This is a genomic window from Microcoleus sp. PH2017_08_TRC_O_A (genome assembly GCF_020738665.1).
GTDB lineage: Bacteria > Cyanobacteriota > Cyanobacteriia > Cyanobacteriales > Microcoleaceae > Microcoleus.
The window spans coordinates 35,752-57,003 of the sequence record NZ_JAEQCE010000038.1 but is presented as its reverse complement, the minus strand read 5'-3'; the positions used below and the strand labels follow the sequence as shown (position 1 = coordinate 57,003).

The window sequence follows — 21,252 nt, the reverse complement described above, 5'->3', positions numbered from 1 at the left end:
ATAGCAGTATATTAGTCAACTGTATTGCTTTATATCTAAGAAAGAGCGCTTAAGCGCAACTACGTACCTTTATTGCAGTATCTATTTTTCAGAGGAGTTGTTTTTAAATTCGATAGCTGCATCATTTTTTTTTGTTATTCAAACGCCTTGGTGCTTTTAATTTTGCTTTCATGCGATAGTGTAATTGCTTGTGTAATGTTTGATATTTGACTGATATTTGATAGTTATCTTCTACCCAGGCCGCAATTTCTTTGTAAGTTGTGAATTCACAGGATTCCTCACTTAACTTTTCTGCAATTCCTGCTATTACTGCTGAGGGAATTATTCTGGGTCTACCAGTTGCTTGCCGTATTTTTAACAGTTCTTGCAGACCGCCAGCACTATATTGTTTTAACCATCTATGTACAGTAATTCTATGTACACCTAAACGTTCAGCTACATCTGTAAGGCTTTGGCTATATCCAGTCTTTAACCAATAAAGTGCCTGGATTTTTGAGCGATTAGTCAAGGTTCGTTGCTGCGACAGAAGTTGTTTTAATGCGTCGGCTGTTACATCAATTCTTTCTTGGTAGTTTACTTTCATAGAACATTTCTCAAAGCCTAAGCGTCATTGTAGCATATTTTTGGGTAAATTCTCTAAGCTTTAGCAGTTTTGATGAGCGCACAAATGACCCGATTTCGTAAAGGAATCGGGTCATGCGTGTTATGTTTTTTAGCGGTTATGGTTAGCGGCAAGTGCGATATTTGACGTGATAAACTAAACCGCGATGAGCTAAATCGAAGGAGTCAACGGTGGCTGTGCCGGCACCGCGGGCTGTCATCGAAGCATTTACTCGCATATTTACACTGTCGCCACAGCGAGACCACACATCTGCTACAGTGGCTAAGCTATCTCGAACGTTGTAGTTGGTTTCGCCGTTGAAAGTGCGAGAAAAAACTGGGCCCTTGGCTCCAGCAAAAAAGTATTCTGCTCTGAGGTTTCCGCTGGTTTTAGGAGCAACGTAACCGCGATAATCGGCATCGTAAATCGAAATTTGGAAGCCTTGGGGTACTTTGATGGGAATGCTCAAATTGCAGCTTTTCCGGGTCTCTGCTGAGACGTTTCCTTGGGCTACAAACTTATCAAATAGGATGCTGAGTTCTTGACCGTCGGGGCTGACGCTGACGCTGGCGGATCTGTCTGGGCAACCGCTACCGCCGTAGCTTGCACCTAATATTTGAACTGATGGGTTAGCAGCCAAGGCTGGGCTGATAGCAGCAGTGGTTAATACTGTGGCTAGCAATAGTTTTACAAATTTCATGGATGTTCTCCTTAATGTTTTTTTGTTAGGACAAACCTGAATTATTCAAGGAAGATTGAGGCGATACCCTTCCAATTAGGAGATGGCAAGCCTTTACTGAAAAGGCAGTCAGACTCTGACTGGGAGCTAGATCGCTGTACCTGGCTCGGAGCTTGATCAAGTAGCATTAGTTGATGGACTAATACTTGTTTTGTCCTGATACTTTCTAAGATTCATGGCATTTAGAGATTGTTCCGGAAAATTCGATGATAAAAAATTGATTTTTTTTTACAGGTGTTTGCGGGAACAAAGCTCTATTTTTTTTGTCTGCTGCTGCGCGGAAAAATGTTTTTTCAGCAGCAAATATTTTCCCGTGGCTATTTGTTGAGAAAAGATGCTTGAATTCTGGAATCATAGGCTTTGTAGCTGTAGTAAAATGATCTGTGTGGTAGCGGGTAACGGTAAAAAAGAGGAGAGATGTATTCTCAGGCAGATCTAGGTAGGGAGAGATGATAGTAAGGTAGATTAACTCTTCACAAAAAAATGAGTTAGTGTTATCGACCATCTTTTGATACAGCACAAGTTAACTCTCGTGCTGCAAGCTCAAGCGCACACGGGAAAATTTCGTTAACTGCTGAAAGAAATTGGGATGCTGCTAGCCTGTGAGGTGACGCGAGATTTGCTGCTGAAATACGAAGAAATGGAAATGCCGATCGCTAAAGTGAGATGTTTTGATTGTCGATCGCATTCTGGTTGCTGCTAACTCAGCAGTGGCGGCAGTCGATCGGCTTAAACAAGTGAATCCGAAGTCTATTAAGTTTTTGTCCTTGCTGGCGGCGCTGGAGGGAATCGATATTGTACTGGGACTTGCAGATGTGGCGATCGCCTTTATTGCCCTTTGTAAATTGAATTAAATATATTTTTGCTGTATATGCTAATACATTCATTTAACAAAACTTTGTTAACATGAATCTTGGTTTGATATTGCCATAATTTATAAATAGTTACATCTTTATGTCAGGAAAAACCTATATATAGCAAGGATTACAGGATTCTTAAGATTTTATTCACAAATTGCATTATCAAGATGTATTTACTGCATCTAATCGTTAAATTCTATGTATTTAGTATAACTAATGGCAGCAATTACTACATAAAATAGAGGTATGATGCTCACTGCTTACGATCGACTAATAACTTTTTTTGAACGAGGAAAAAAACAATGGAGACTACAGCACAGAAGCAAGCCCCACATCAGACTGCTGAGGAAGTGAAAATTAACGATATCAACAGCTTGGAGTTTGAGCTTTGGGCTAAAGCGGTCAAACGACAGATGATTGCAGCACTCTCTAAAAAGGCCGCGATCTAACATCTCTGGGTTTTTGTGTGCAAGTGGTGTAAATTAACTTAACAAAATTGTTGTCTGCATTGTTGTCGGATCTCTATAGGGGGAGATCGAGAGAAGAGAAGGAGAGGGGGAGAGGGGGAGAGGGGGAGAGGGGGAGAAGAAAACTTTTTGCTTCTTCCTTGTTTTGAACGCACGGGTGGCCGGAAACTGGGTTTTTTTGCGGAAATACTTCTGTTGCGACGGGCAGAAATGGTAAAAAAACTGGTTTCTTTGTACCAAGAGTGTGTCCGTGACTTTTATTTCTGCCGAAGGTTTTTTCCCGGATTACCAGAAAAACATGGTTTAAAGCCTCTGCCTTAAGCGGGAGAAATTAAAACAAGACTATTCATTACTCGAATCCTCAAACTTCCAGGTAGAGGTCGCCCTCAACTGTCAACTGTCAACTGTCAACTGTCAACTGTCAAGATCGCTTATCAACCGCCGCTAGCAATCGCAGATTTCCGTCTTGAATCTGCACCGCTTTTACGGTTCCCACAGCGACTCTTTGTTGACCGTTAGCCATCGCTACTTCTATCTTAATCTTGGGGTCAGCCTGCAAGCCCAGGCGCCCCCACAACCATTTGATTTGAGTAGCAGGAAAAGAGCGGACTTCTACATCGGCAAAGGGCGGATTAACCCAGCGGGTTCCGTCGTAAAAACTGGCTACTTGTACCTGATACCAAACTTGTTCTCCGGTCAATTTTAACTCGTTTTTCGCTTCTGGTTCCAGCCACTCAGCGGGATTAATACTGCTAATTAAAGTAGCAGAACCCATAATTTGACTTTTGTGGTCTTCTAAACTTTCAGCCACAGAAATTGCTTCCTCAAGTTTATTGACCAAATTGCGAATTCTAGTTCGAGTTTCGCTGTCAGTATCTGGTTGCTGGTCGAGCCAATTCATCGCCTCGCGAGTTCCGTCTTGAGAGGCTACAATCAGGGTACCCCAAGCTTTGACATCGGCGTCAGCCGCGTTGACTCTCAAGGCGGCGTCTACGCGGTTCATGATCCGCCCGCCTTCATTTTTGAGGGTGGTGGCAATTTCGTGAGTGTTGCTGGGATCGGCTTCAAATACTTGCAAAGCTTGACTCCAGCGGCCGTCTATCAATTCTGCGAGAACTTGTTGGCTGGGACTGGCCCAAGATGCGATCGCCTGAGCACGAGTAATTTTAGCATGAAATTCGATCGTCTCTAGTTGAGCTTGGGCGACTGCGGGCCAATTCTGACCGGCTTTGGCTTTAGCTGAACGCATGACATTTAATCCGGGAGACCAAAGTCCGCTTTTTGCCAGTCGCAGCCCATTTTTATAAGTCTGGTCATTGAAGGCAAATTCTTCTAAGGAAATCGCGGTTAATTGAACTGGGTTCGGGATAAATTTGCGCGAACCAATTTGATAAATGGTAAATTGCGGTTCTAAACCAATTGTTTGGTCGATCGCCAACTGGGGGTTTTGCCCCTTAACAATTTGCTGCCAATTCGGCGCTTGTCCGGCCGCACTCGCCCAATCCAACAGCGAGATTAAATGATTTTGACTGGGGTTGTAGCGAACGACTTGTCCGTAGGGAATTTTCTTGTCGCCCCGCACGAGTTTACCGCTGACATTAAACCAAATGCCCAATTCGGGGGGCTTGCCGTCAAAGCGGCGCAGTTCTGTTAGCGGTAGCGACTGATTTGAGGCTTGATTGTTGGATCCAGAGTCATCCAAAGAAGCAATGACAAAAGATTCCGCCGGGCCTTCTATATTCACAGAACTTGCTAGCTGAAAATACTGTACGGTATCGGAATCGCGATCGGGAAGTTGCACCCGCTTGTACACGCGAAGTTCGACAATTTGACGGCAAGGATTTTTGCAAACTGTAGAAGCATTAACTGTTCTTTCCACCATCACCGGCAACAGCAAATCGGAAATAGAATTATCTGCGGATTTCTCAACAGGAAGCGGTAGGGGTTCGCCGGTGATGAATCCCAATTTGCGGATGCTGGCTTTGATTTGATCGAGAGTTTGGATGGTATCTCTGCTACCTGTAGGCAGGCGCGACCATCCGGGTACAAACTGAGATATCAATCTGTTCCCGTTGGGATCGACAATTAGCTGGTAACTCAGCCAAGCGCCACCTCCCATCAAAGCTGCACAGCCGCACAAGACGCTGAGGGCTGTCAAATTAGCTACCAGTCTTTTCCAAGGATATCTGGCGGGAGTTGGGGAACCAGGTATGGGAAGCTGGGACTCTTGAAGTTTTTTGGCGCGTCGGTTTTGGCGGCGGCGTCTTGTCGGAGAAGGAGTAACTTTGCGATTTTCTGGGGGTTTGGCTCGATTTTTTGAGGAGTTTATTTTGTGTTCCATCGTCGAAATTTTAGAATTTAGATTTTAGAATTTAGAGTTTAAATTTGGAATAGCCGATCGTACTGCCGACCTATGATATCCCAGGTATATTGGCTTTCAACGAGCGATCGGGCCCTCAGAGAGAGTTCCTGTCTTAGCTGATAATTTTCAAACAAACTGGTAATCGCCTCAACATACTCCTGAACTTCGTTTGCCCGCAAGGCCCTTGTCGGGGAAGGCCCGCCACCGACGGTTAAACCCTCCAAACCTCGATCGCTAGCAACTACAGGCGTTCCAGCCGCCATCGCCTCCAAAGTTTTATTTTTAATTCCAAAACCAATCCGCATCGGCACCACACAAACAGCAGCCTGATGCAAATATTCTGCCACCCTTTGCACCCTGCCTACTACTTGAATTCCCGGAAGTTTCCCCAAGGCGAGGACTTCGGGAACTGGCGAGGTGCCGACTAGGGTGAGGGTAGCATCGGGATACCGCTGCTGCAACTTTGGGAGTACCTGCAAACTGAGAAACCTGGCCGCGTCTATATTGGGCAAATTGTTCATGGCGCCTGCAAAGATTAAGGTGTGTCCTCCTGGATCGATCGACCGATAGGGAAATTCTGCCAAATCCACGCCGTTAGGAATCACATCAATGGGAGGGACAAAAAAATCTGCTTTCCCTCCGAGGCTGCCAGAGGACAGCAATTCTAGCAGTTGCTGCTTGTCTGTGGATGTGGTGGCGACAATACGGGAGAATTTGGTACAGTAACGTTTTTCGTAGCGGGCGAGTAGCGGTAAATTTAGTCGATCGCGCAGGGGTTTTTGGGAAGTCCCGGTGGCTAACATTTCCCTGCAAGTTCCCCAAACGGAACTGTGAATGTTTGCAACAGTTAGCAGTTTTTGCCGCCATTCTGGACGCACATAAATCTCGTTAACGCTGTGTTCGCAGCTAACAGCATCACATTTGCCTGTTGTGACTAAATTGTCTGCCCAATTTTGCATTGCTTGAGAGTAGCTGGAGATTACGTTCGGAGGCGTCCCGGATAACAAAAATTGACTAAATCTGTGGAATTTTCCTATTATTTCGTTCATTTTCTCATCAATCCCCCCCTTGTTAAGGGGGGGAGGAAAGAACCCCCCCTCAGTAGTCTCCTTGTTAAGGGGGGGAGGAAAGAACCCCCCCTCAGTAGTCTCCTGATTGAGTCTTAGCCCCCCCTTAGCAAGGGGGGGTTGGGGGGGTGTCTGCGGGTGGAGGAAAACTGCTAATTGTGTAACTTGTTGCCTCAATGCGTCGATTTGTGAGTCAGTGACATCTGGCGATCGCACAGTACCAAGAATTACATCATGCCGCCGGCTCAAGTATTGCAACAAATTAAATGTCCTTACCTGAGTTCCGCCGCGGCTTGGCGGATAGGGAAAAGTTGAAGAAAGCATCAAAATTCGCATGGGATGTTGAATAAATAAAGTTGCCACTGTCACGATAAAATTGATTGATAAAACCTGTTTAACAATCCTCCCACCTATGGATGAATTATCTGTTAAGGCGCTGCTCGAAGATTTGAAAAAGTCTGACGAAAGCGTGCGCGATCGGGCTACTACAGAACTCTGGCGCACTTGGTTTAACCAGAAGGGTGACTACGGGATGCAAGTTCTCAGGCGATCGCAAGTTTCCCTAGATGCAGGAGATGTTCGGCACGCTTTGGATTTGCTGACAAAACTGATTGCGGAAGCGCCGGATTTTGCTGAAGCTTGGAACCGGCGCGCCGTACTTCACTATACCCAAGGCAATTATCAAAGGTCGATCAAAGACTGCGAAACAGTCCTCCAACTAAATCCGGTGCATTTTGGGGCGTTGCACGGTCTGGGTTTGTGCTACGCTGCCCTGGGAGAATACAGAAGTGCTATTCGAGCTTTTCGTCGCGCTTTGGAAATTCAACCTTTTGCATTGGTGAATCAAAAGTTAATTCTGGAATGTACAGCTCGTTTAAATTAAAAGACATAGGGCATTGGGCATTGGGCATTGGGCATTGGGCATTGGGCATTGGGCATAGGTGGTTTCTTTCCCTGAACTCAATTGCGAATTTTTTTCGCAATCTCAATCCCAAATCTAAAATGGTTTTAATGCCGAAAATTAGTGTTTGCATTCCTACTTGCAATCGAGTGCATTTGCTGGCTAGTGCGATCGCCAGCGTGCTAGATCAAACTTATACAGATTTTGAGTTAATTGTCTGCGATGACGGTTCGACGGACACGACTGCGCTGTTGATGTCGGAATTTGTCGTAGCTTGCGGGGCTCCCAGCCATCGCCCGATTCGCTACATTCGCCACCCGCAGAATATCGGCAAAAGTAATAATATGCGATCGGGCTTTGCGGCGGCTAGGGGCGAATATTTTATCAAGTTTGACGATGACGATCGCCTGAGCGCGCAATTTCTAGAGCGGACATCTGCTATTTTAGATAAAGACCCCAGCATTGATTTTGTCAGTACCGACCACTGGGTCATTGATGTCAACAACAACATTGACGAAAACCAGACACAACTGAATTCGCAGCGGTGGGGCCGCACCGAGTTGTCGGCGGGAATTATTGAAGATTTACTTGCTACAGTTTTTCTGAGGCAAAGTTTGCAAATAGGCGCAACTTTGTTTCGGCGCCGCGCGCTGGAAACAGTCGGATTTCTGCGGCCCAATTGGCAAAATTGCGAAGATAACGATTTGTTTGTGAGACTTGCGCTTGCGGGCAAAAAGTGCTATTACTTGCCCGAGCTGTTGATGGAGTATCGATTTCACGCAGGACAGCAAGGATGCGATCGGGCAATTCCCTATTTGAGCGATAAATTGCGCTATTTGACCAGTTACGAATTTGATTCCGAGAAGTTGGAAACAGTCAGGCTCAAGAGGATTGCAGAAACTCAATTAGCGCTTGGTTTGCGGTTAATTGAGGTGGGTGAAACTGCAAAAGGGCGGCGGATGGTGCGAGCTGGGAAGTCGGTTTCTGAGACTAAAATGTGGGCTGCTTTGGGATTGTCGCTGCTGCCAATTGAGTGGCGGGGGAGGGCTTTTGCGCTAGTGCGGGAGTTGTTGAAACGCGAGTTGTGAAAGATGATTTCGAGACAATACCGGGCGGTTGAGACGGCGGTTGAAACCGCGTCTACACAGACAAAACCTGCCTCCGCAGGTTGAAGAGTGGGTAGTTAAAATCACATTTATGGAGACAAAATCTACCGAAAAAGCGGTTTTAATTCTTGATTTTCTTGAGTCCGCGGAGGCGGACATTGTTTGTGTAGACGCGGTTTCAACCGCCGAGTCTTTTATACTGACATTATACGAATGCGTCTTTCACAATACTCCTGACTCTAATTGGTCTAAATAGATAAATTCAGGAGCTTTAACTCCGGCTTCTTCTCTAATTTTAACCAGTGCAGGCGACTCAAAAAATGCCCTGGCATCTGCTGTTGATGTCCACGCGGAGAAATGAACAATTTTGTTGGGTTCATTCTCATACTTCAAAACCTGATACGAGCGCTCGCCAGCTTCTTTTCGGATATTTGCAGCATTGTCAAATACCTTTTTCCAAGCTGCATAATTTTCGACTTCATGAATAATTAAGACATATTGCATAGCAGTCAGATTTTCTGATTATTTCAAAACGTCAAGGGTTCGGCTTACTCCTCTTCTTCCTCAGCACTGTCCTCTTTAAATCCCAACCACAAAAGTATTACCTCTTCTACTTCAAGCATTTTCTCGGATGTCAGACTTCCCAATTTGCGTAGAAGCTTTGCATGAGGGATTGTAATCATATTTTGTACGTCAAATACTCCTTCTCGGAGGAACTTATTTTTGACTTTTACCTCAAATCTTGAACCGCGTAGACTTGTTGTATGTGGCACTAGAGTCGCTAAGGCCCGGTCTTGATTTAAAGCAGGAATACTCACGACCAAACATGGTCTGACTTTCGCAATATAACCTAGATCGACTAACCATATTTCACCACGATCTGGACTATTCATATACGGATTCTTCCTCATCTAACTCTAGAAAAATTCCCTCAGCATTCAGAACTAAATCGTCATCAGACAGGGGCGGAAAGTCTAAATCGACAGTCCGTTTCAAAATTTCCAATACCAAATCTAACCGTTCTGAGTCTGTTAATCGCTCAAAGGTATTCAAGAGTTCTTCTACTAAAATAGTCATAGCTTTTTCCCTAGACTTGCTTATAGCATAGCACAGGTTTTAAGTAGACCAACCTAAAAAAACATAACAGCCAGCTCCCCGCAGCACTTTAAGGCTGCGGGGTTCTAACATCGATCGCGCTTTCCACTAAAGTAGTACATAGTGCCCGATCGCAGTTTTTCCTAAATATCGTGTTTATATTGTCTGAAATTCCGACTGTGTGGTTGCAAATTTCCCTCGTGGGAGCCTGGTTGGGCGTAATTTTGCTGGTGGCTGAAGGGTTAAATCGCTTTACTGCTGTCGGTGCCGAGGTATCGCGCAAGGTGGTTCACATCGGTACTGGAAACGTGATTTTGCTGGCTTGGTGGCTGCAAATACCCGACTGGGTGGGGATTTCGGCTGGTTTTTTGGCTGGTACGATCGCCCTAATTTCCTACCAAGTTCCGATTTTGCCAAGTCTGAACACTATCCACCGCAAGAGTTTCGGGACTTTTTTCTATGCTGTCAGTATCAGCGTTCTCGTCGCTTGGTTTTGGCCGCTACAACATCAAGAATACGCTGCTTTGGGCATTTTAGTGATGGCTTGGGGGGACGGATTGGCCGCTGTTATTGGGCAGAAATACGGCAAACATCTTTATCGAGTTTGGGGAATGCAGAAGAGTTGGGAAGGTTCTGCAACTATGTATTTGGTGAGTTTTGCTGTTAGCAGTTTGATTTTGCTCTTCGTGCAAGGCAATATTTGGCAAACTTGGGCTGTGTCGGCTGTTGTAGCTTTGGTTGCTGCTACTTTGGAGTCGGTGTCTAAGTTGGGAATTGACAATTTGACTGTGCCAATCGGCAGTGGGGCGATCGCCTTTTTGCTCAATCAATTATGGCTAATTGGTTCGTAGTGAGGACTTCAGTCCTCATAAAACTCAAAACATTAACGTCAATCGATTTTAGATTTTAGATTTTAGATTTTAGATTTTAGAGGCGACCCCACTGATAAATTCGGGGGAAGAGAGGATTTTCGATTTTTGATTTGGGATTGATTCCACGGATAAATCACGTGGCGGGTACCACCTTTGAAAATCTTGATCATTACTACCAATTTTTAACGGCAAAACCCCAGCTAAACAAAGCTTAGCTGGGGAAAATTGAAGATATTTCAAAGTAGTTGAAAAACTTACCGTTATTGGGTGAGGCGAATGTCTTTGCCTATCTCACTAGAAATACTCCGATCGCCTTTTCATCTGTCCCATTTAGAGCCTTTGGGTGGCGTACCTTCAAAAGGCTGAACGCCAGTAGCCGGATAATCGTCATCGCTCCGTCTAAAAATCCTCGATGCAGCTTCCGAAACGTAACGCATTGCGCCTACCACAGATTTAGAAAGATTCATAAGAACCGCCTCTCTTTTCTGGCTGTTGATACTTTATAGATTAGTCTGAGTTTCTGCCCTGCGATCGCTTTAGCAATATTTGTTTGAATTACTTATTAGTCTGCAACATCGAAGCAAACTGAAGCTTTTACCAATTCAGTGTTTTGGTCGATCGCCCCAATCTCCTCATATATATTTTGCGATCGATTTGCTGAGATTGCTAAATGCGAACTTTTTAGTGATTCTACCATAATTATTTTGTACCCATCTACACAAAAACCCCTATTAGAGGGCATAAATCATAAAATATTCCGACTCTCTCTGAAATCTTAATCAAACCTTTACAAAAAGATATGGTATTTGTCACTATAATTAAATAAACAAAGTTTGTCCGGGGTTTTTTTGATGAAAACTGCGACAGAAAGCCTGCACGTCACAGGTTTTGAGGAAATCTTAGAAGATCGGGAATTGACGGTTTCTCCAGCAGATTACAGCCTGTTGACCGATCTCTACCAGCTAACGATGGCGGCTTGTTACGTCGGGGAAGGCCTCGACGATCGCCCTGCGAGTTTTGAATTGTTCGCGCGCAGGCTACCAGATGGTTTTGGTTATGCGATCGCCATGGGTTTGGCTCAGGCGATCGACTATCTAGAAAAATTGCGGTTCTCAGAGGCGCAAATTCAGGCTTTACAGTCCACCGGAATTTTTGCCGGGGCCCCCGAGCGATTTTGGGATCTACTCGCTTGGGCCCGCTTTACTGGGGATGTGTGGGCGGTACCCGAGGGGACGGCGGTATTTGCCAATGAACCTCTCTTGCGGATCGAGGCTCCTCTGTGGCAGGCTCAGTTAGTTGAAACTTATTTGTTGAATGCAATCAATTATCAAACTTTAATTGCGACGCGGGCTGCGCGGCTGCGCGATGTGGCGGGCCCGGAGGCTAAGTTGCTGGAATTCGGGACGCGCAGGGCTTTTGGGCCTCAAGCTGCTGTCTGGGCTGCTAGGGCCGCTTTGGCTGCTGGGATCGATGGTACTTCTAATGTTTTGGCTGCTTTGAAATTGGGCCGCAAACCTGTCGGTACGATCGCCCATGCTTTGGTAATGGCTGTGTCGGCTCTCGAAGGCAGCGAAGATGAGGCGTTTGCAGCATTTCACCGCTATTTTCCGGGGGCGCCGCTGTTGATCGATACTTACGATACTGTGGCGGCGGCGCGGACTTTAGCATCGCGAGTCAACAGCGGTGAAATGCCCTTGGAAGGCGTGCGGCTGGATTCGGGGGATTTGGTAAAATTGTCTCGGGAAGTGCGATCGATCCTTCCGGGCGTGCCAATTATTGCTAGCGGTGATTTGGACGAACACGAAATTGCTAGATTAAAAAGTGCGGGTGCTTGCATTGACGGTTACGGTTTGGGAACAAAGTTGGTCACCGGTTCGCCTATCAACGGTGTTTATAAGTTAGTGGAAATAGACGGAATGCCCGTGATGAAAGAGGCCAGCGGCAAGGTAACATATCCAGGGAAAAAGCAAATTTTTAGAACCATGAAAGATGGAGAAATTATCGGAGATTGTTTGGGACTGGCAGCGGACAATATTTACAATTCGGAGCATCATTTACCATTAATGCAATTGGTTGTCAAGGATGGCAAACGATTGCACGAACCCGAAAGTTTGGAGGATATCGCCAAACGAACTGCTGCTTCTGTCGCCAGTCTCCCGGCAGAAACTCGCCAATTAAATAACCCGATTTCGCCACCGATGGAAATTTCTACAGATTTGCAGACTCTCACTCAAAAAACGAAAAAGAGTCATTAGTTATTTGTGTCAACGTCAGACTAAAACTTATGAAATATCTCGCTTATAGCATCGATCAGGTACGTTGTTGGGCTTTAGCCCTCTTTATAGATATAGATAAAGAGGGCTAAAGCCCAACAACGTACCTATTTCCCCATTACCCATTCCCAATTCCCTATGCAAAGAATTGCCTTGTTTGGAACCAGTGCCGATCCACCTACTGCGGGACACAAAACAATCTTGAATTGGCTTGCTCAGCATTTTGATTGGGTAGCAGTTTGGGCGTCGGACAATCCTTTCAAGTCGCACCAAACATCCCTAGAACATCGATCGGCAATGCTGCTGTTAATGATTCAAGAAATTAATTCGCCCAGACACAACCTTTGTTTGCATCCAGAACTCAGCAGTCCGAGGACGCTAGAAACCGTGGAACAAGCAAGATTGCAGTGGCAGGATGCAGAGTTGACGATGGTAATAGGCTCGGATTTGGTGGGACAACTGCCTCGCTGGTACAAATTTGAACAGTTGTTAAAAGAAGTAGAGTTACTGATAGTACCGCGGCCTGGTTATCCGTCAGAACAGTTAGATTTGTGGCAGTTGAAGCGCATGGGTGCAGAAGTGGCGATCGCATCTTTGAATGCTCCCGATGTTTCTTCTACTTCCTATCGGGAAACAGGAGACACGGAAGCGCTAACTCCGACTATCGAAGATTACATTAATCGGGAGCATTTGTACGCATGGCACGAGGCACAAAAAAGAGCGAAGGTTGCTCATTAGCTGACTTTAAAGTAGGAGTAGATAATGTAATTTTCTCCGTCGATACGGTGCAGAACCGCTTGTTGGTGCTGTTGCTAATGCGGCAAGACGAACCGTTTATCGATTCTTGGAGTCTTCCCGGTACTTTGGTGCGCCACGGAGAGTCTCTGGAAAATGCAGCTTACCGGATTTTGTCGGAAAAAATTCGGGTGGAAAATTTGTATCTGGAGCAACTGTATACTTTTGGAGAACCCGGACGCGATCCGAGAGAATTCACCAGGGGCGATCGCTATCTTTCGGTGAGTTACTTTGCTTTGGTGCGGTTTGAAGAAGCTGAATTGATTGCTGGAAGTGTAGTTGCAGGTGTCGGGCACCGCGTCGGCGGCATTGCTTGGTATCCCGTCCAACAAGTTCCGAAGCTAGCCTTCGATCACAATCAAATTCTCGAATACGGATACCGGCGACTCCGCAACAAACTTGAATACAGTCCCGTAGCTTTTGAAGTTTTGCCAGAGCTTTTTACTTTGAGCGATCTGTATCAATTGTATACTACTATTTTGGGGGAAAATTTTTCTGATTATTCTAATTTTAGAGCTCGATTGTTGAAATTGGGCTTTTTGTGCGATACCCGTGTTAAGGTTTCGCGAGGTGCAGGGCGTCCTGCTAGTTTGTACCGCTTTGATGCTGCCGCTTTTGCTCCTTTCAAAAATAAGCCCCTAGTGTTTATATAGCTGTTCCTTGGATGACCTCGCCTAAAAATAGCCGCCACCGACGCTTGCTGAGAGTCGATCGCCAAATTTTAGACTAAGGTTAAATCTCTCAGATTAATCCGTGGAGTCAATCTAAGATCTAAAATCTAAAATCTAAAATCGACTGACATTACGAGTTCAATTGAGTAATATGAGAAAACAATCTATTAAGGAGTGCAGCAGATGAAAGACCCAGATCAATGTGCTAATATTCATGAAGTTCGCGAGGAAATTGATATCATCGATCGAGAAGTGATCGATGCTTTGAGCAAGAGATTTCAATACGTCATTGCAGCAGCCAGGTTCAAAACGAGTGAAGCGAGCGTTAGAGCGCCCGATCGCTTTCAGGCTATGTTACAACAGCGACGCGAGTGGGCTTTGGAATCGGGTTTGAATCCTGATGTGGTAGAAAAACTCTACCGGGATTTGGTCAATCATTTTATTGAGGAAGAATTGAAGCGTTACAAATCTGATTCAGTTGACAGTTGACAGTTGACAGTTGACAACGACCTCTACCTAGAAGGAAGTGGATTGAAGTAATGAATCGTCTGATTTAACTTTCTCCTTAAAAGGGAGAGGCTTTCAACCAATTCTTTCTGGTAATGTTTCCCTACATTCAAGTCTAAGACTATAGGAAATTGAGTCCGCGCGAGCGGACTGCTAGCAAGATTTATTAGGTGACTTGGTAATATGAAAATTGCGATCGCACAACTCAACCCTACTATTGGTGATATCTGTGGCAACTCCAACCTAATTCTGGAGGCGGCGAAACAAGCGCAGATTGAGGGCGCAAACTTATTACTAACGCCAGAACTTTCCCTGCTGGGTTATCCGCCCCGCGATTTGTTGATGAACCCGAGTTTCATTGCAATTGCCACCGCACATTTGGAACAACTGGCGCAAGCTTTGCCACCGGAGTTAGCAGTCATTGTCGGCACTGCCATACCTAATGCTGATGCTGTGAAACTAGGCGAGAAGTTATTATTCAACAGTGCTGTTTTGTTGCAAAATGGCGCAGTGCAACAAGTTTTTCATAAACGCTTGTTGCCTACCTATGATGTATTTGATGAAGATAGATATTTTGAACCTGGACAAAACAGTAATTATTTCACTATTGGTGAACTCAAAATTGGTGTGACAATTTGTGAGGATTTGTGGAACAATGAGGAGTTTTGGGGTAAACGCAGTTACGCGGGCGATCCTATTTCCGATTTGACAAAATTGGGTGTGGATTTAGTGGTGAATTTGTCGGCATCGCCTTATTCTGTTGGCAAGCGGGGAGTGCGATCGGCGATGTTGCAGCACAGTGTCATCCGTTCAGGAATACCGATTGTTTATGCTAATCAGGTAGGCGGAAATGATGATATTATTTTTGATGGCAGCAGTTTTGCGGTGAATCGTCAGGGGAATTTGATTCGGGTATTGGCTTCTTTTGAAACGGATTTTGCTGTGCTGGAATATGACGAAAACAAACAAGATTTGATGGGGGGTGGGAACGGGCAAGATGCCCGTTCCACAACTGATTTGGGATTAGGTGAAGGACAAAAACTAGGTTTAATTGGCAGTGGCGGGAACGGGCAAGATGCCCGTTCCACAACAGATTTAAGTTCTACAACAGATTTAAGTTTTGAACCGCCATTCGGGGATGCGGAAATTTGGGCTGCTTTGGTTTTGGGAGTGCGAGATTATGTTCGCAAATGCGGTTTTTCTAAGGTTGTACTTGGTTTGAGTGGCGGGATAGATTCGGCTTTGGTGGCGGCGATCGCCAGTTGCGCGATCGGGCCCGAAAATGTGTTAGGGGTGCTGATGCCTTCTCCTTACAGTTCGGATCATTCGGTTAATGATGCTTTGGAGTTAGCCCGAAATCTCGGAATTGCGATCGAAATGTTGCCGATCGGCGATTTGATGAAAACTTACGATCGCACTCTCGGCGATTTGTTTCTCAATACCACTTTCGGAATTGCCGAGGAAAATATCCAATCGCGCATTCGCGGCAATCTGTTGATGGCGATTTCTAATAAATTCGGACATTTGCTGCTTTCCACAGGCAATAAATCGGAAATGTCGGTGGGTTACTGCACTCTATACGGCGATATGAATGGCGGATTGGCAGTCATTTCCGATGTGCCAAAAACTCGCGTTTATTCGCTTTGTCGGTGGCTGAATGCAGGGGGATATGTAGGGGCTGTACTCTCGTCCCCTGATAGCGAAATTATTCCAGTTAATATTATCAATAAAGCGCCGAGTGCTGAACTGAAACCGGGGCAGGTTGACCAAGATTCTTTGCCTGCTTATGATATTTTGGATGACATCTTGCAGCGGTTGATAGAACATCACGAATCTGCCCAACAAATTATCGCGGCGGGACACGATGAAGCCGTGGTTAAGCGTGTAGTAAAATTAGTCAGGCAATCGGAGTTTAAACGGCGACAAGCAGCGCCAGGTTTGAAAATTAGCGATCGAGCTTTTGGTACCGGTTGGCGGATGCCGATCGCCAAATCTTCCTCTTATGAAACGCATCATTAAACGCAAAATGGTTAACATCGGCGGTACTTTCGGCTTCGATTTTCTTCTGGGAACTCCCGGAAGCGATACTATGAGAGGATTTGCGGGGAATGACACTATTCAAGGTTTGGCAGGGAATGACCTGATTTTTGGCGATCGCGACAATGACTCGATCGCCGGAAACGAAGGTGCCGATACGCTGTTTGGAGGTCAGGGAAGCGATACAATCTATGGAGGACAAGGTGAAGATGCGATTAATGGCGATCGGGGTAACGATTTACTAATCGGCGGCGATGGCAAAGATATCTTGACAGGAGGCGCGGGCGATGATTTATTTGTGCTAGAAAACACATCCCCTGCATCTACTGTCGCCCAAGCCGATGTGATTACAGATTTTGGCAGCGGCAATGATAAAATTGTCTTAACAGAAGGCATCAAGTTTAGCGATTTGAACATTTCTATTTCTGAGAACCAAACTGTGATGCAAAATAAAAATTCTGGTAACTATTTAGGAGTAGTTTCAGGAAGATTTAATTTGACTGAATCAAACTTTATCTCAATGTTTGGTGGGATGGATATGGGTCAACTTTTACCAGTTTCTGTAAATGCGATTATAGGCGATCGGGCCCTGGGACTAGAAGTGGCGAAAACTCCTCAAGAACAAGCAATTGGCTTAATGTTTCGCACAGAATTGCCCGATGACAGGGGAATGCTTTTTGCGATCGCCCCCCCGCGCAATGTGCGTTTCTGGATGAGAAACGTGCAAATCGAGCTCGATATGATTTTTTTGCGCGAAGGCATAGTGCAGGCGATAATTCCCAACGTACCGCCGTGTTTCAGCGACACTTGCCCCAACTACGGCCCAGACTTTCCCGTTGACGGAGTGATCGAGCTCAAAGGCGGTAGGGCGGCCCAGTTGGGACTCAAAGTGGGCGATCGAATTCCAAATTTGCCCTAAAAGGTATAGCCCTTCTCAGATAGGTTCGCGGACGTTGTTGGGCTTGGGCTCTCTTTGTTTAAGCGGTTATATAAGCTGTCAGTCATACCTCATCTTTCTGATAAATGCTATATATGATATCATGTCTGTTTGATTCGGAATTGTATGATGTTAAATTTTGTAGGGGCGGGTTCACCAACAATAATTGCCCATAATCTACAATCTCATAAACCCGCCCCCGCCCATGCTATCGGACATGATATGATTCTGTAAAAACATTCAACATTTTTGCATCCAATGAATCCTATTGAATTAACAATAATCCCCAATCAAACTCAAGACGGTTTAGCCTACCAACATTTACGCTTACGAATTACTACTCAAGACGGTATTATTATACCAGATGATTTACAAGGTTTGAAAATCCCTCAAAATGTTCAATTCAGCCAAGGAATTGTCATTGAAGGTAGAGGAGCAATTTGGCTGTACGGGTATTTAGTGCACGAATGCCATCCTGCTGCTTGGGTTGGATGTTATGATCCGCGACTAGAAGGCGCCGTGGTAGTAGCAACTCATAAGCACGAAGTATCAGTGGGACAAATAATCAAATTGAACTTACCAACTTAGTAATTTGGTTCGTAGTGAGGACTTCAGTCCGCATCAATAGAAGGACTAAAGTCCTCACTACAAACAAATTGTACAACGTTATTCGATAAAACTTTTCAAAATACCGATAATTTTGCCAGGATTGCCCACAAAATACTCATTGATATCGATCGATATAGTTTGTTCTTCTAGCTGCATAAATTTCCAGAGACTTCCCGTTGTCACAACTCCGTAAACCTTCTTAATTTCATTGCCTGTTTGTTGGTTAAACAATTGAGCTGCGATCGTTTCAGCCATACATTGAGCCAAACCAGATTCTATATTATCATTTTTGGCTTCGACTAAAGCAATAACCGGCGCTTCGATAATTAACTGTTCCGGCGATTTGCTAATCAGGAAATCGCAAAATCCGTTTAAACCTCTCAGGCTATCTACCGTAAAATCTTTACCGGAAAATAAAGCTATTCGATTGTCAAATTGTTTTCTGAGTTCAATCAAAATTGGCGCTACAGCGGTTCTCAGAAAGATGAGGTACGTTGTTGGGCTTCAGCCCTCTTAATTTAAGGGTTATATAAGCTGTCAGTCATACCTCATCTTTTTGAGAAAGGCTATACAATCATTTCCGATCGAGATTTGTCCGAGTTAATTGCCAAAGCTAGCGGAATATTGTACTCTAGGGTTTCCGACAAAAACTGGCTGTAGTTAGCCTCTGGAATCTCTGCAAAAAGTCCGAATTGCTCGCAGAGAGTTATTCCAAATTCTGATTTGATTTGTTCGAGCCTAAATTGGCTGTAGGGCATTTGAAAAACCCTCTAAGAGAATTGACTGGTAAAATTAGATTTTATCACGCGATCGCCCAAAAAACCTTTAATTTTAATTAATATTTATCCTTTCACTTTCACAGGCAAAACGATCGCAAACTCAGTGCCAACTCCAGACTGGGACTTCGCCTCGATAGTGCCGCCATGTTTTTCTACCACAATCTGATGGGCAATTGCCAACCCCAATCCCGTTCCTTTCCCGACAGCTTTTGTCGTGAACAAATGGTCGAATATCTGTTTTTTTACTTCTTCTGGCATCCCGGTTCCGTTATCAGCAATTTGAATTATAATATAATCTTCCCCAATTAAATTAGTGCAAATCGTGATGCGGTTGGGATTGACAGCAATTTCGTGAAAAGTGCGTCCAATATTTAACTCTTCTAAGGCATCGATCGCATTGGCAAGTAAGTTCATAAAAACTTGATTTAATTGACCGGGAAAACATTCAATTTTAGGGATATTACCGTATTTAGCTATCACTTCAATCTGCGGGCGATTTTCGTTAGCTTTTAGACGGTGTTTCAAAATCAAAATAGCGCTATCAATGCCGTCGTGAATATTAAAAGGAACTTTGTAGTCTTTATCGCCTCGGGAGAATGTACGCAAACTGGTGCTGATGCTGGAAATGCGATCGCACCCGACTTGCATGGAATTAATCATCTTCGGTAAATCTTCCAAGAGATAATCGATATCTATCTCTTCGGCATGGTTCGCAATTTCCGATTTGGGTGCATCAGAGCGATACAATTCTAAGTGTTCTATTACATCCCCGAAACTTCTTTTAGCTTCACTTAAATTGCCCGAAATAAACCCAATCGGATTGTTAATTTCGTGGGCGACTCCGGCAACTAAATTACCTAAAGCCGACATTTTCTCATTTTGTACGAGTTGCAGTTGCGTTTGTTGTAAGTCTTTTAAAGTTTGTTCGAGGCGCTGATTTTGCTCTTGCAAAAGTTCCTGTGCTCGCTTACGCTCGGTGGCATCAACACCCAAACCAATAATCCCGATCCTCTCGCCATCGGATTTTTTTAACTGCACTTTTGTGACTTCTAAATAGTGCAGTTTGCCGTCCACAAACATTAGAGTTTCGTTGGAGTAATGGGGCGAATCTTGGGCAAGACAGGCTGCATCTGAAACCAGGCAATTCGCTGCATTTTCTCCTAGTATATCTTTGTAATGTTCGACAGCTAGTAAAGCGGAGAGAGGCACACCGATATCTTGACAAAAAGTGTTGTTGAAAAAGTGTACTTTTCCATGAGGATTAACCATCCAAATCCAAATCGGAGCGACATCAAGAATCGCTTGCAGCATTTGTTTTTGCTCGGCAAGCTGAACTTCTGTTCGGCTGACTTTTGTTAGCATTCGCTCTAATTTTTGGCTGTAATCCTGAGAATTTTTATATAGCAGAGCATTTGACAAACTGATGGCTGCTTGAGAACACAGGAGATTGAGATATTGCAGCCGATCGCGCGTAAAAACTCTTGCAGTTAACAGATTCTCTAGATACAAAATGCCGACTAACTTGTCTCGATCGAGAATCGGCAAACACGACAGGCTCTGCGGTTGGTATTTGAGGATGTAGGAGTCGGACTCCCAATCACATTGTTGAGGAATGTCCCGCAAAATCACAGGTTTTAACAATTCTTTAACGCAATCAACAATGTTTAGGGGCAGGATATCGCTGTTTTTATCGAGTGTTGCGGATGATAAGTCGATCGCCCGATCGACACCCAAATTGTCGATCGCTCTTGCAGCAGCAATTTCCCATTGATTGCCGTTTTGCAAAATCAGCACTCCTTTGTCAACGCCTGTATTTCTCATCGCCAGTTGTATCAGTTTGGCAATTAGTTGATCGAGATCTCTTTCACTAGAAAGCGCTTGACAAGCTTTTAGCAGAGTTGAAAAATTCCCAAAATCTGAGACTGTCGCCGACACAGACGGATTCATCAATGAAGGTACAGATTGATTTTGTTTGACAGGTATCGCGAAGGTTGCTAATGAATCTGTAGCGAGTTTAGCAGGCTGCAAAATCGCTGACAACAATTGAGGATAGCATTTTTCTAATTCATCAATTTTGGCTCTATCTCCCCAGCGCAGATAGCAATCATAGGTGTCTATCATGTAGACTGTAGCAATTTTTTCTCTTCCCAATGACAGGTAAAACTTAGCAGCGAGTTCGCAAGCAAGAGCTTCTTCATTCAAAAAATCGTTAGCTTTAGCTCCGGCAATAGCTCGATCGTAAAGTTCCATTGCTTCTGTAGTCTTCCCAAAAACGCGAAGCCATTCTGCTTCAACCAGATCTAATTTGTGCTGGTGACTATTCGGGTTACGCTGCGCGAATTCTTTGAGGTTTTTTTGAATTACAAAAACACGTTTTAGGATTTGTTTTCGCTTTGTCGGTGCGGCATCTTCATAGATTGCTAAATCTGCCAGCGCATCGTAAAATTCGTGCATCATAGTTACTAGCATTACAACACAACTTTCCCATGAATCTTGTTGGTATCTCCCTGTCTAACTACTTCGGATTGCGGCTGGAATTTATTGCCGATCCGGCGTCTATTTGTGCTAAGATTT

The 21,252-nt window shown here is 44.7% G+C and carries 25 protein-coding genes; 12 read left to right on the top strand and 13 right to left on the bottom strand.

Features of this window, described 5'->3' with window-relative positions; translation table 11 throughout:
- Positions 1-121: 121 nt before the first annotated feature.
- From JGK22_RS15615 to JGK22_RS15605, 3 genes are all read right to left on the bottom strand, one after another.
- A complete protein-coding gene (locus JGK22_RS15615; RefSeq protein WP_293206380.1) occupies positions 122-583 on the bottom strand; it encodes a helix-turn-helix domain-containing protein in 462 nt (153 codons plus the stop codon).
- 142 nt (positions 584-725) lie between these two features.
- A complete protein-coding gene (locus JGK22_RS15610) occupies positions 726-1,301 on the bottom strand; it encodes a DUF4360 domain-containing protein (protein ID WP_293182417.1) in 576 nt (191 codons plus the stop codon).
- Between the two features lie 205 nt (positions 1,302-1,506).
- Positions 1,507-1,845: a hypothetical protein gene (locus JGK22_RS15605; RefSeq protein WP_293313141.1), complete on the bottom strand. Its 339-nt coding sequence runs from the start codon at positions 1,843-1,845 to the stop codon at positions 1,507-1,509.
- 166 nt (positions 1,846-2,011) lie between these two features.
- Between JGK22_RS15605 and JGK22_RS33280 the strand changes: the two genes are divergently transcribed.
- Entirely contained in the window at positions 2,012-2,194 is a 183-nt protein-coding gene (locus JGK22_RS33280) for a hypothetical protein (RefSeq protein ID WP_325315263.1), read from the top strand.
- A gap of 308 nt (positions 2,195-2,502) precedes the next feature.
- Positions 2,503-2,649 carry a hypothetical protein gene (locus JGK22_RS15595; RefSeq protein ID WP_293156176.1) on the top strand — a complete coding sequence of 49 codons (147 nt, stop codon included), beginning with the start codon at positions 2,503-2,505 and terminating at the stop codon, positions 2,647-2,649.
- A gap of 439 nt (positions 2,650-3,088) precedes the next feature.
- Here the strand turns inward: JGK22_RS15595 and JGK22_RS15590 are convergent, their stop codons facing one another.
- Positions 3,089-5,008, bottom strand: a complete 1,920-nt coding sequence (locus tag JGK22_RS15590; RefSeq protein WP_293231661.1) for a hypothetical protein — start codon at positions 5,006-5,008, stop codon at positions 3,089-3,091.
- Between the two features lie 38 nt (positions 5,009-5,046).
- A complete protein-coding gene (locus JGK22_RS15585) occupies positions 5,047-6,432 on the bottom strand; it encodes a glycosyltransferase family 4 protein (RefSeq protein ID WP_293206425.1) in 1,386 nt (461 codons plus the stop codon).
- Positions 6,433-6,508: 76 nt separating this feature from the next.
- Between JGK22_RS15585 and JGK22_RS15580 the strand changes: the two genes are divergently transcribed.
- Both JGK22_RS15580 and JGK22_RS15575 read left to right on the top strand, forming a co-directional pair.
- Positions 6,509-6,979, top strand: a complete 471-nt coding sequence (locus JGK22_RS15580) for a tetratricopeptide repeat protein (RefSeq protein ID WP_293182411.1) — start codon at positions 6,509-6,511, stop codon at positions 6,977-6,979.
- Between the two features lie 128 nt (positions 6,980-7,107).
- Positions 7,108-8,085, top strand: coding sequence for a glycosyltransferase (locus JGK22_RS15575; protein WP_293313139.1), 978 nt, complete (start codon positions 7,108-7,110; stop codon positions 8,083-8,085).
- Between the two features lie 240 nt (positions 8,086-8,325).
- Here the strand turns inward: JGK22_RS15575 and JGK22_RS15570 are convergent, their stop codons facing one another.
- From JGK22_RS15570 to JGK22_RS15560, 3 genes are read right to left on the bottom strand one after another with little or no spacing between them, the layout of a single operon-like run.
- Positions 8,326-8,607, bottom strand: coding sequence for an antibiotic biosynthesis monooxygenase (locus JGK22_RS15570; protein ID WP_293182407.1), 282 nt, complete (start codon positions 8,605-8,607; stop codon positions 8,326-8,328).
- A gap of 44 nt (positions 8,608-8,651) precedes the next feature.
- Positions 8,652-8,996, bottom strand: a complete 345-nt coding sequence (locus JGK22_RS15565) for a type II toxin-antitoxin system PemK/MazF family toxin (RefSeq protein ID WP_293197106.1) — start codon at positions 8,994-8,996, stop codon at positions 8,652-8,654.
- Positions 8,989-9,180, bottom strand: a complete 192-nt coding sequence (locus JGK22_RS15560; protein ID WP_293156198.1) for a hypothetical protein — start codon at positions 9,178-9,180, stop codon at positions 8,989-8,991. The genes JGK22_RS15565 and JGK22_RS15560 overlap by 8 nt, the downstream gene beginning before the upstream one ends.
- 170 nt (positions 9,181-9,350) lie before the next feature.
- Between JGK22_RS15560 and JGK22_RS15555 the strand changes: the two genes are divergently transcribed.
- Positions 9,351-10,049 (top strand): diacylglycerol/polyprenol kinase family protein, encoded by a 699-nt coding sequence (locus JGK22_RS15555; RefSeq protein ID WP_293182401.1) that lies wholly within the window; start codon positions 9,351-9,353, stop codon positions 10,047-10,049.
- A gap of 338 nt (positions 10,050-10,387) precedes the next feature.
- On the opposite strand, the gene JGK22_RS15550 is transcribed toward JGK22_RS15555, so the two are convergent.
- Positions 10,388-10,537, bottom strand: coding sequence for an isochorismate synthase (locus JGK22_RS15550; protein ID WP_293182399.1), 150 nt, complete (start codon positions 10,535-10,537; stop codon positions 10,388-10,390).
- A gap of 95 nt (positions 10,538-10,632) precedes the next feature.
- On the bottom strand, positions 10,633-10,767 hold the full coding sequence (locus JGK22_RS15545; RefSeq protein ID WP_293182397.1) for a hypothetical protein: 135 nt from the start codon (positions 10,765-10,767) through the stop codon (positions 10,633-10,635).
- Positions 10,768-10,921: 154 nt separating this feature from the next.
- On the opposite strand from JGK22_RS15545, the gene JGK22_RS15540 reads away from it, so the two are divergent.
- The 7 genes from JGK22_RS15540 (at position 10,922) to crn3 (ending at position 17,878) form a co-directional block, all read left to right on the top strand.
- Positions 10,922-12,325, top strand: a complete 1,404-nt coding sequence (locus JGK22_RS15540; RefSeq protein ID WP_293190243.1) for a nicotinate phosphoribosyltransferase — start codon at positions 10,922-10,924, stop codon at positions 12,323-12,325.
- Positions 12,326-12,481: 156 nt separating this feature from the next.
- Entirely contained in the window at positions 12,482-13,081 is a 600-nt protein-coding gene (locus tag JGK22_RS15535; protein ID WP_293190241.1) for a nicotinate-nucleotide adenylyltransferase, read from the top strand.
- On the top strand, positions 13,042-13,791 hold the full coding sequence (locus JGK22_RS15530; protein ID WP_293206386.1) for an NUDIX domain-containing protein: 750 nt from the start codon (positions 13,042-13,044) through the stop codon (positions 13,789-13,791). The genes JGK22_RS15535 and JGK22_RS15530 overlap by 40 nt, the downstream gene beginning before the upstream one ends.
- Before the next feature lie 201 nt (positions 13,792-13,992).
- Positions 13,993-14,298 (top strand): isochorismate lyase, encoded by a 306-nt coding sequence (locus JGK22_RS15525; protein WP_293182391.1) that lies wholly within the window; start codon positions 13,993-13,995, stop codon positions 14,296-14,298.
- 201 nt (positions 14,299-14,499) lie between these two features.
- Positions 14,500-16,335, top strand: a complete 1,836-nt coding sequence (locus JGK22_RS15520) for an NAD+ synthase (RefSeq protein WP_293313137.1) — start codon at positions 14,500-14,502, stop codon at positions 16,333-16,335.
- The gene (locus tag JGK22_RS15515; RefSeq protein WP_293313135.1) at positions 16,319-17,272 is read left to right on the top strand and encodes a DUF192 domain-containing protein; all 954 of its coding nucleotides are present in this window, start codon (positions 16,319-16,321) and stop codon (positions 17,270-17,272) included. Before JGK22_RS15520 ends, JGK22_RS15515 begins: the two co-directional genes overlap by 17 nt.
- A 276-nt stretch (positions 17,273-17,548) precedes the next feature.
- Positions 17,549-17,878 (top strand): CRISPR-associated ring nuclease Crn3/Csx3, encoded by a 330-nt coding sequence (gene crn3, locus JGK22_RS15510; protein ID WP_293182385.1) that lies wholly within the window; start codon positions 17,549-17,551, stop codon positions 17,876-17,878.
- A gap of 78 nt (positions 17,879-17,956) precedes the next feature.
- Here crn3 and JGK22_RS15505 read toward each other — a convergent pair whose 3' ends face one another.
- The 3 genes from JGK22_RS15505 to JGK22_RS15495 form a co-directional block, all read right to left on the bottom strand.
- On the bottom strand, positions 17,957-18,355 hold the full coding sequence (locus tag JGK22_RS15505) for a hypothetical protein (protein ID WP_293211057.1): 399 nt from the start codon (positions 18,353-18,355) through the stop codon (positions 17,957-17,959).
- 110 nt (positions 18,356-18,465) lie between these two features.
- Positions 18,466-18,657, bottom strand: coding sequence for a hypothetical protein (locus tag JGK22_RS15500; protein WP_293197108.1), 192 nt, complete (start codon positions 18,655-18,657; stop codon positions 18,466-18,468).
- A gap of 84 nt (positions 18,658-18,741) precedes the next feature.
- Positions 18,742-21,147, bottom strand: coding sequence for an ATP-binding protein (locus tag JGK22_RS15495; RefSeq protein ID WP_293182379.1), 2,406 nt, complete (start codon positions 21,145-21,147; stop codon positions 18,742-18,744).
- Positions 21,148-21,252 lie beyond the last annotated feature (105 nt).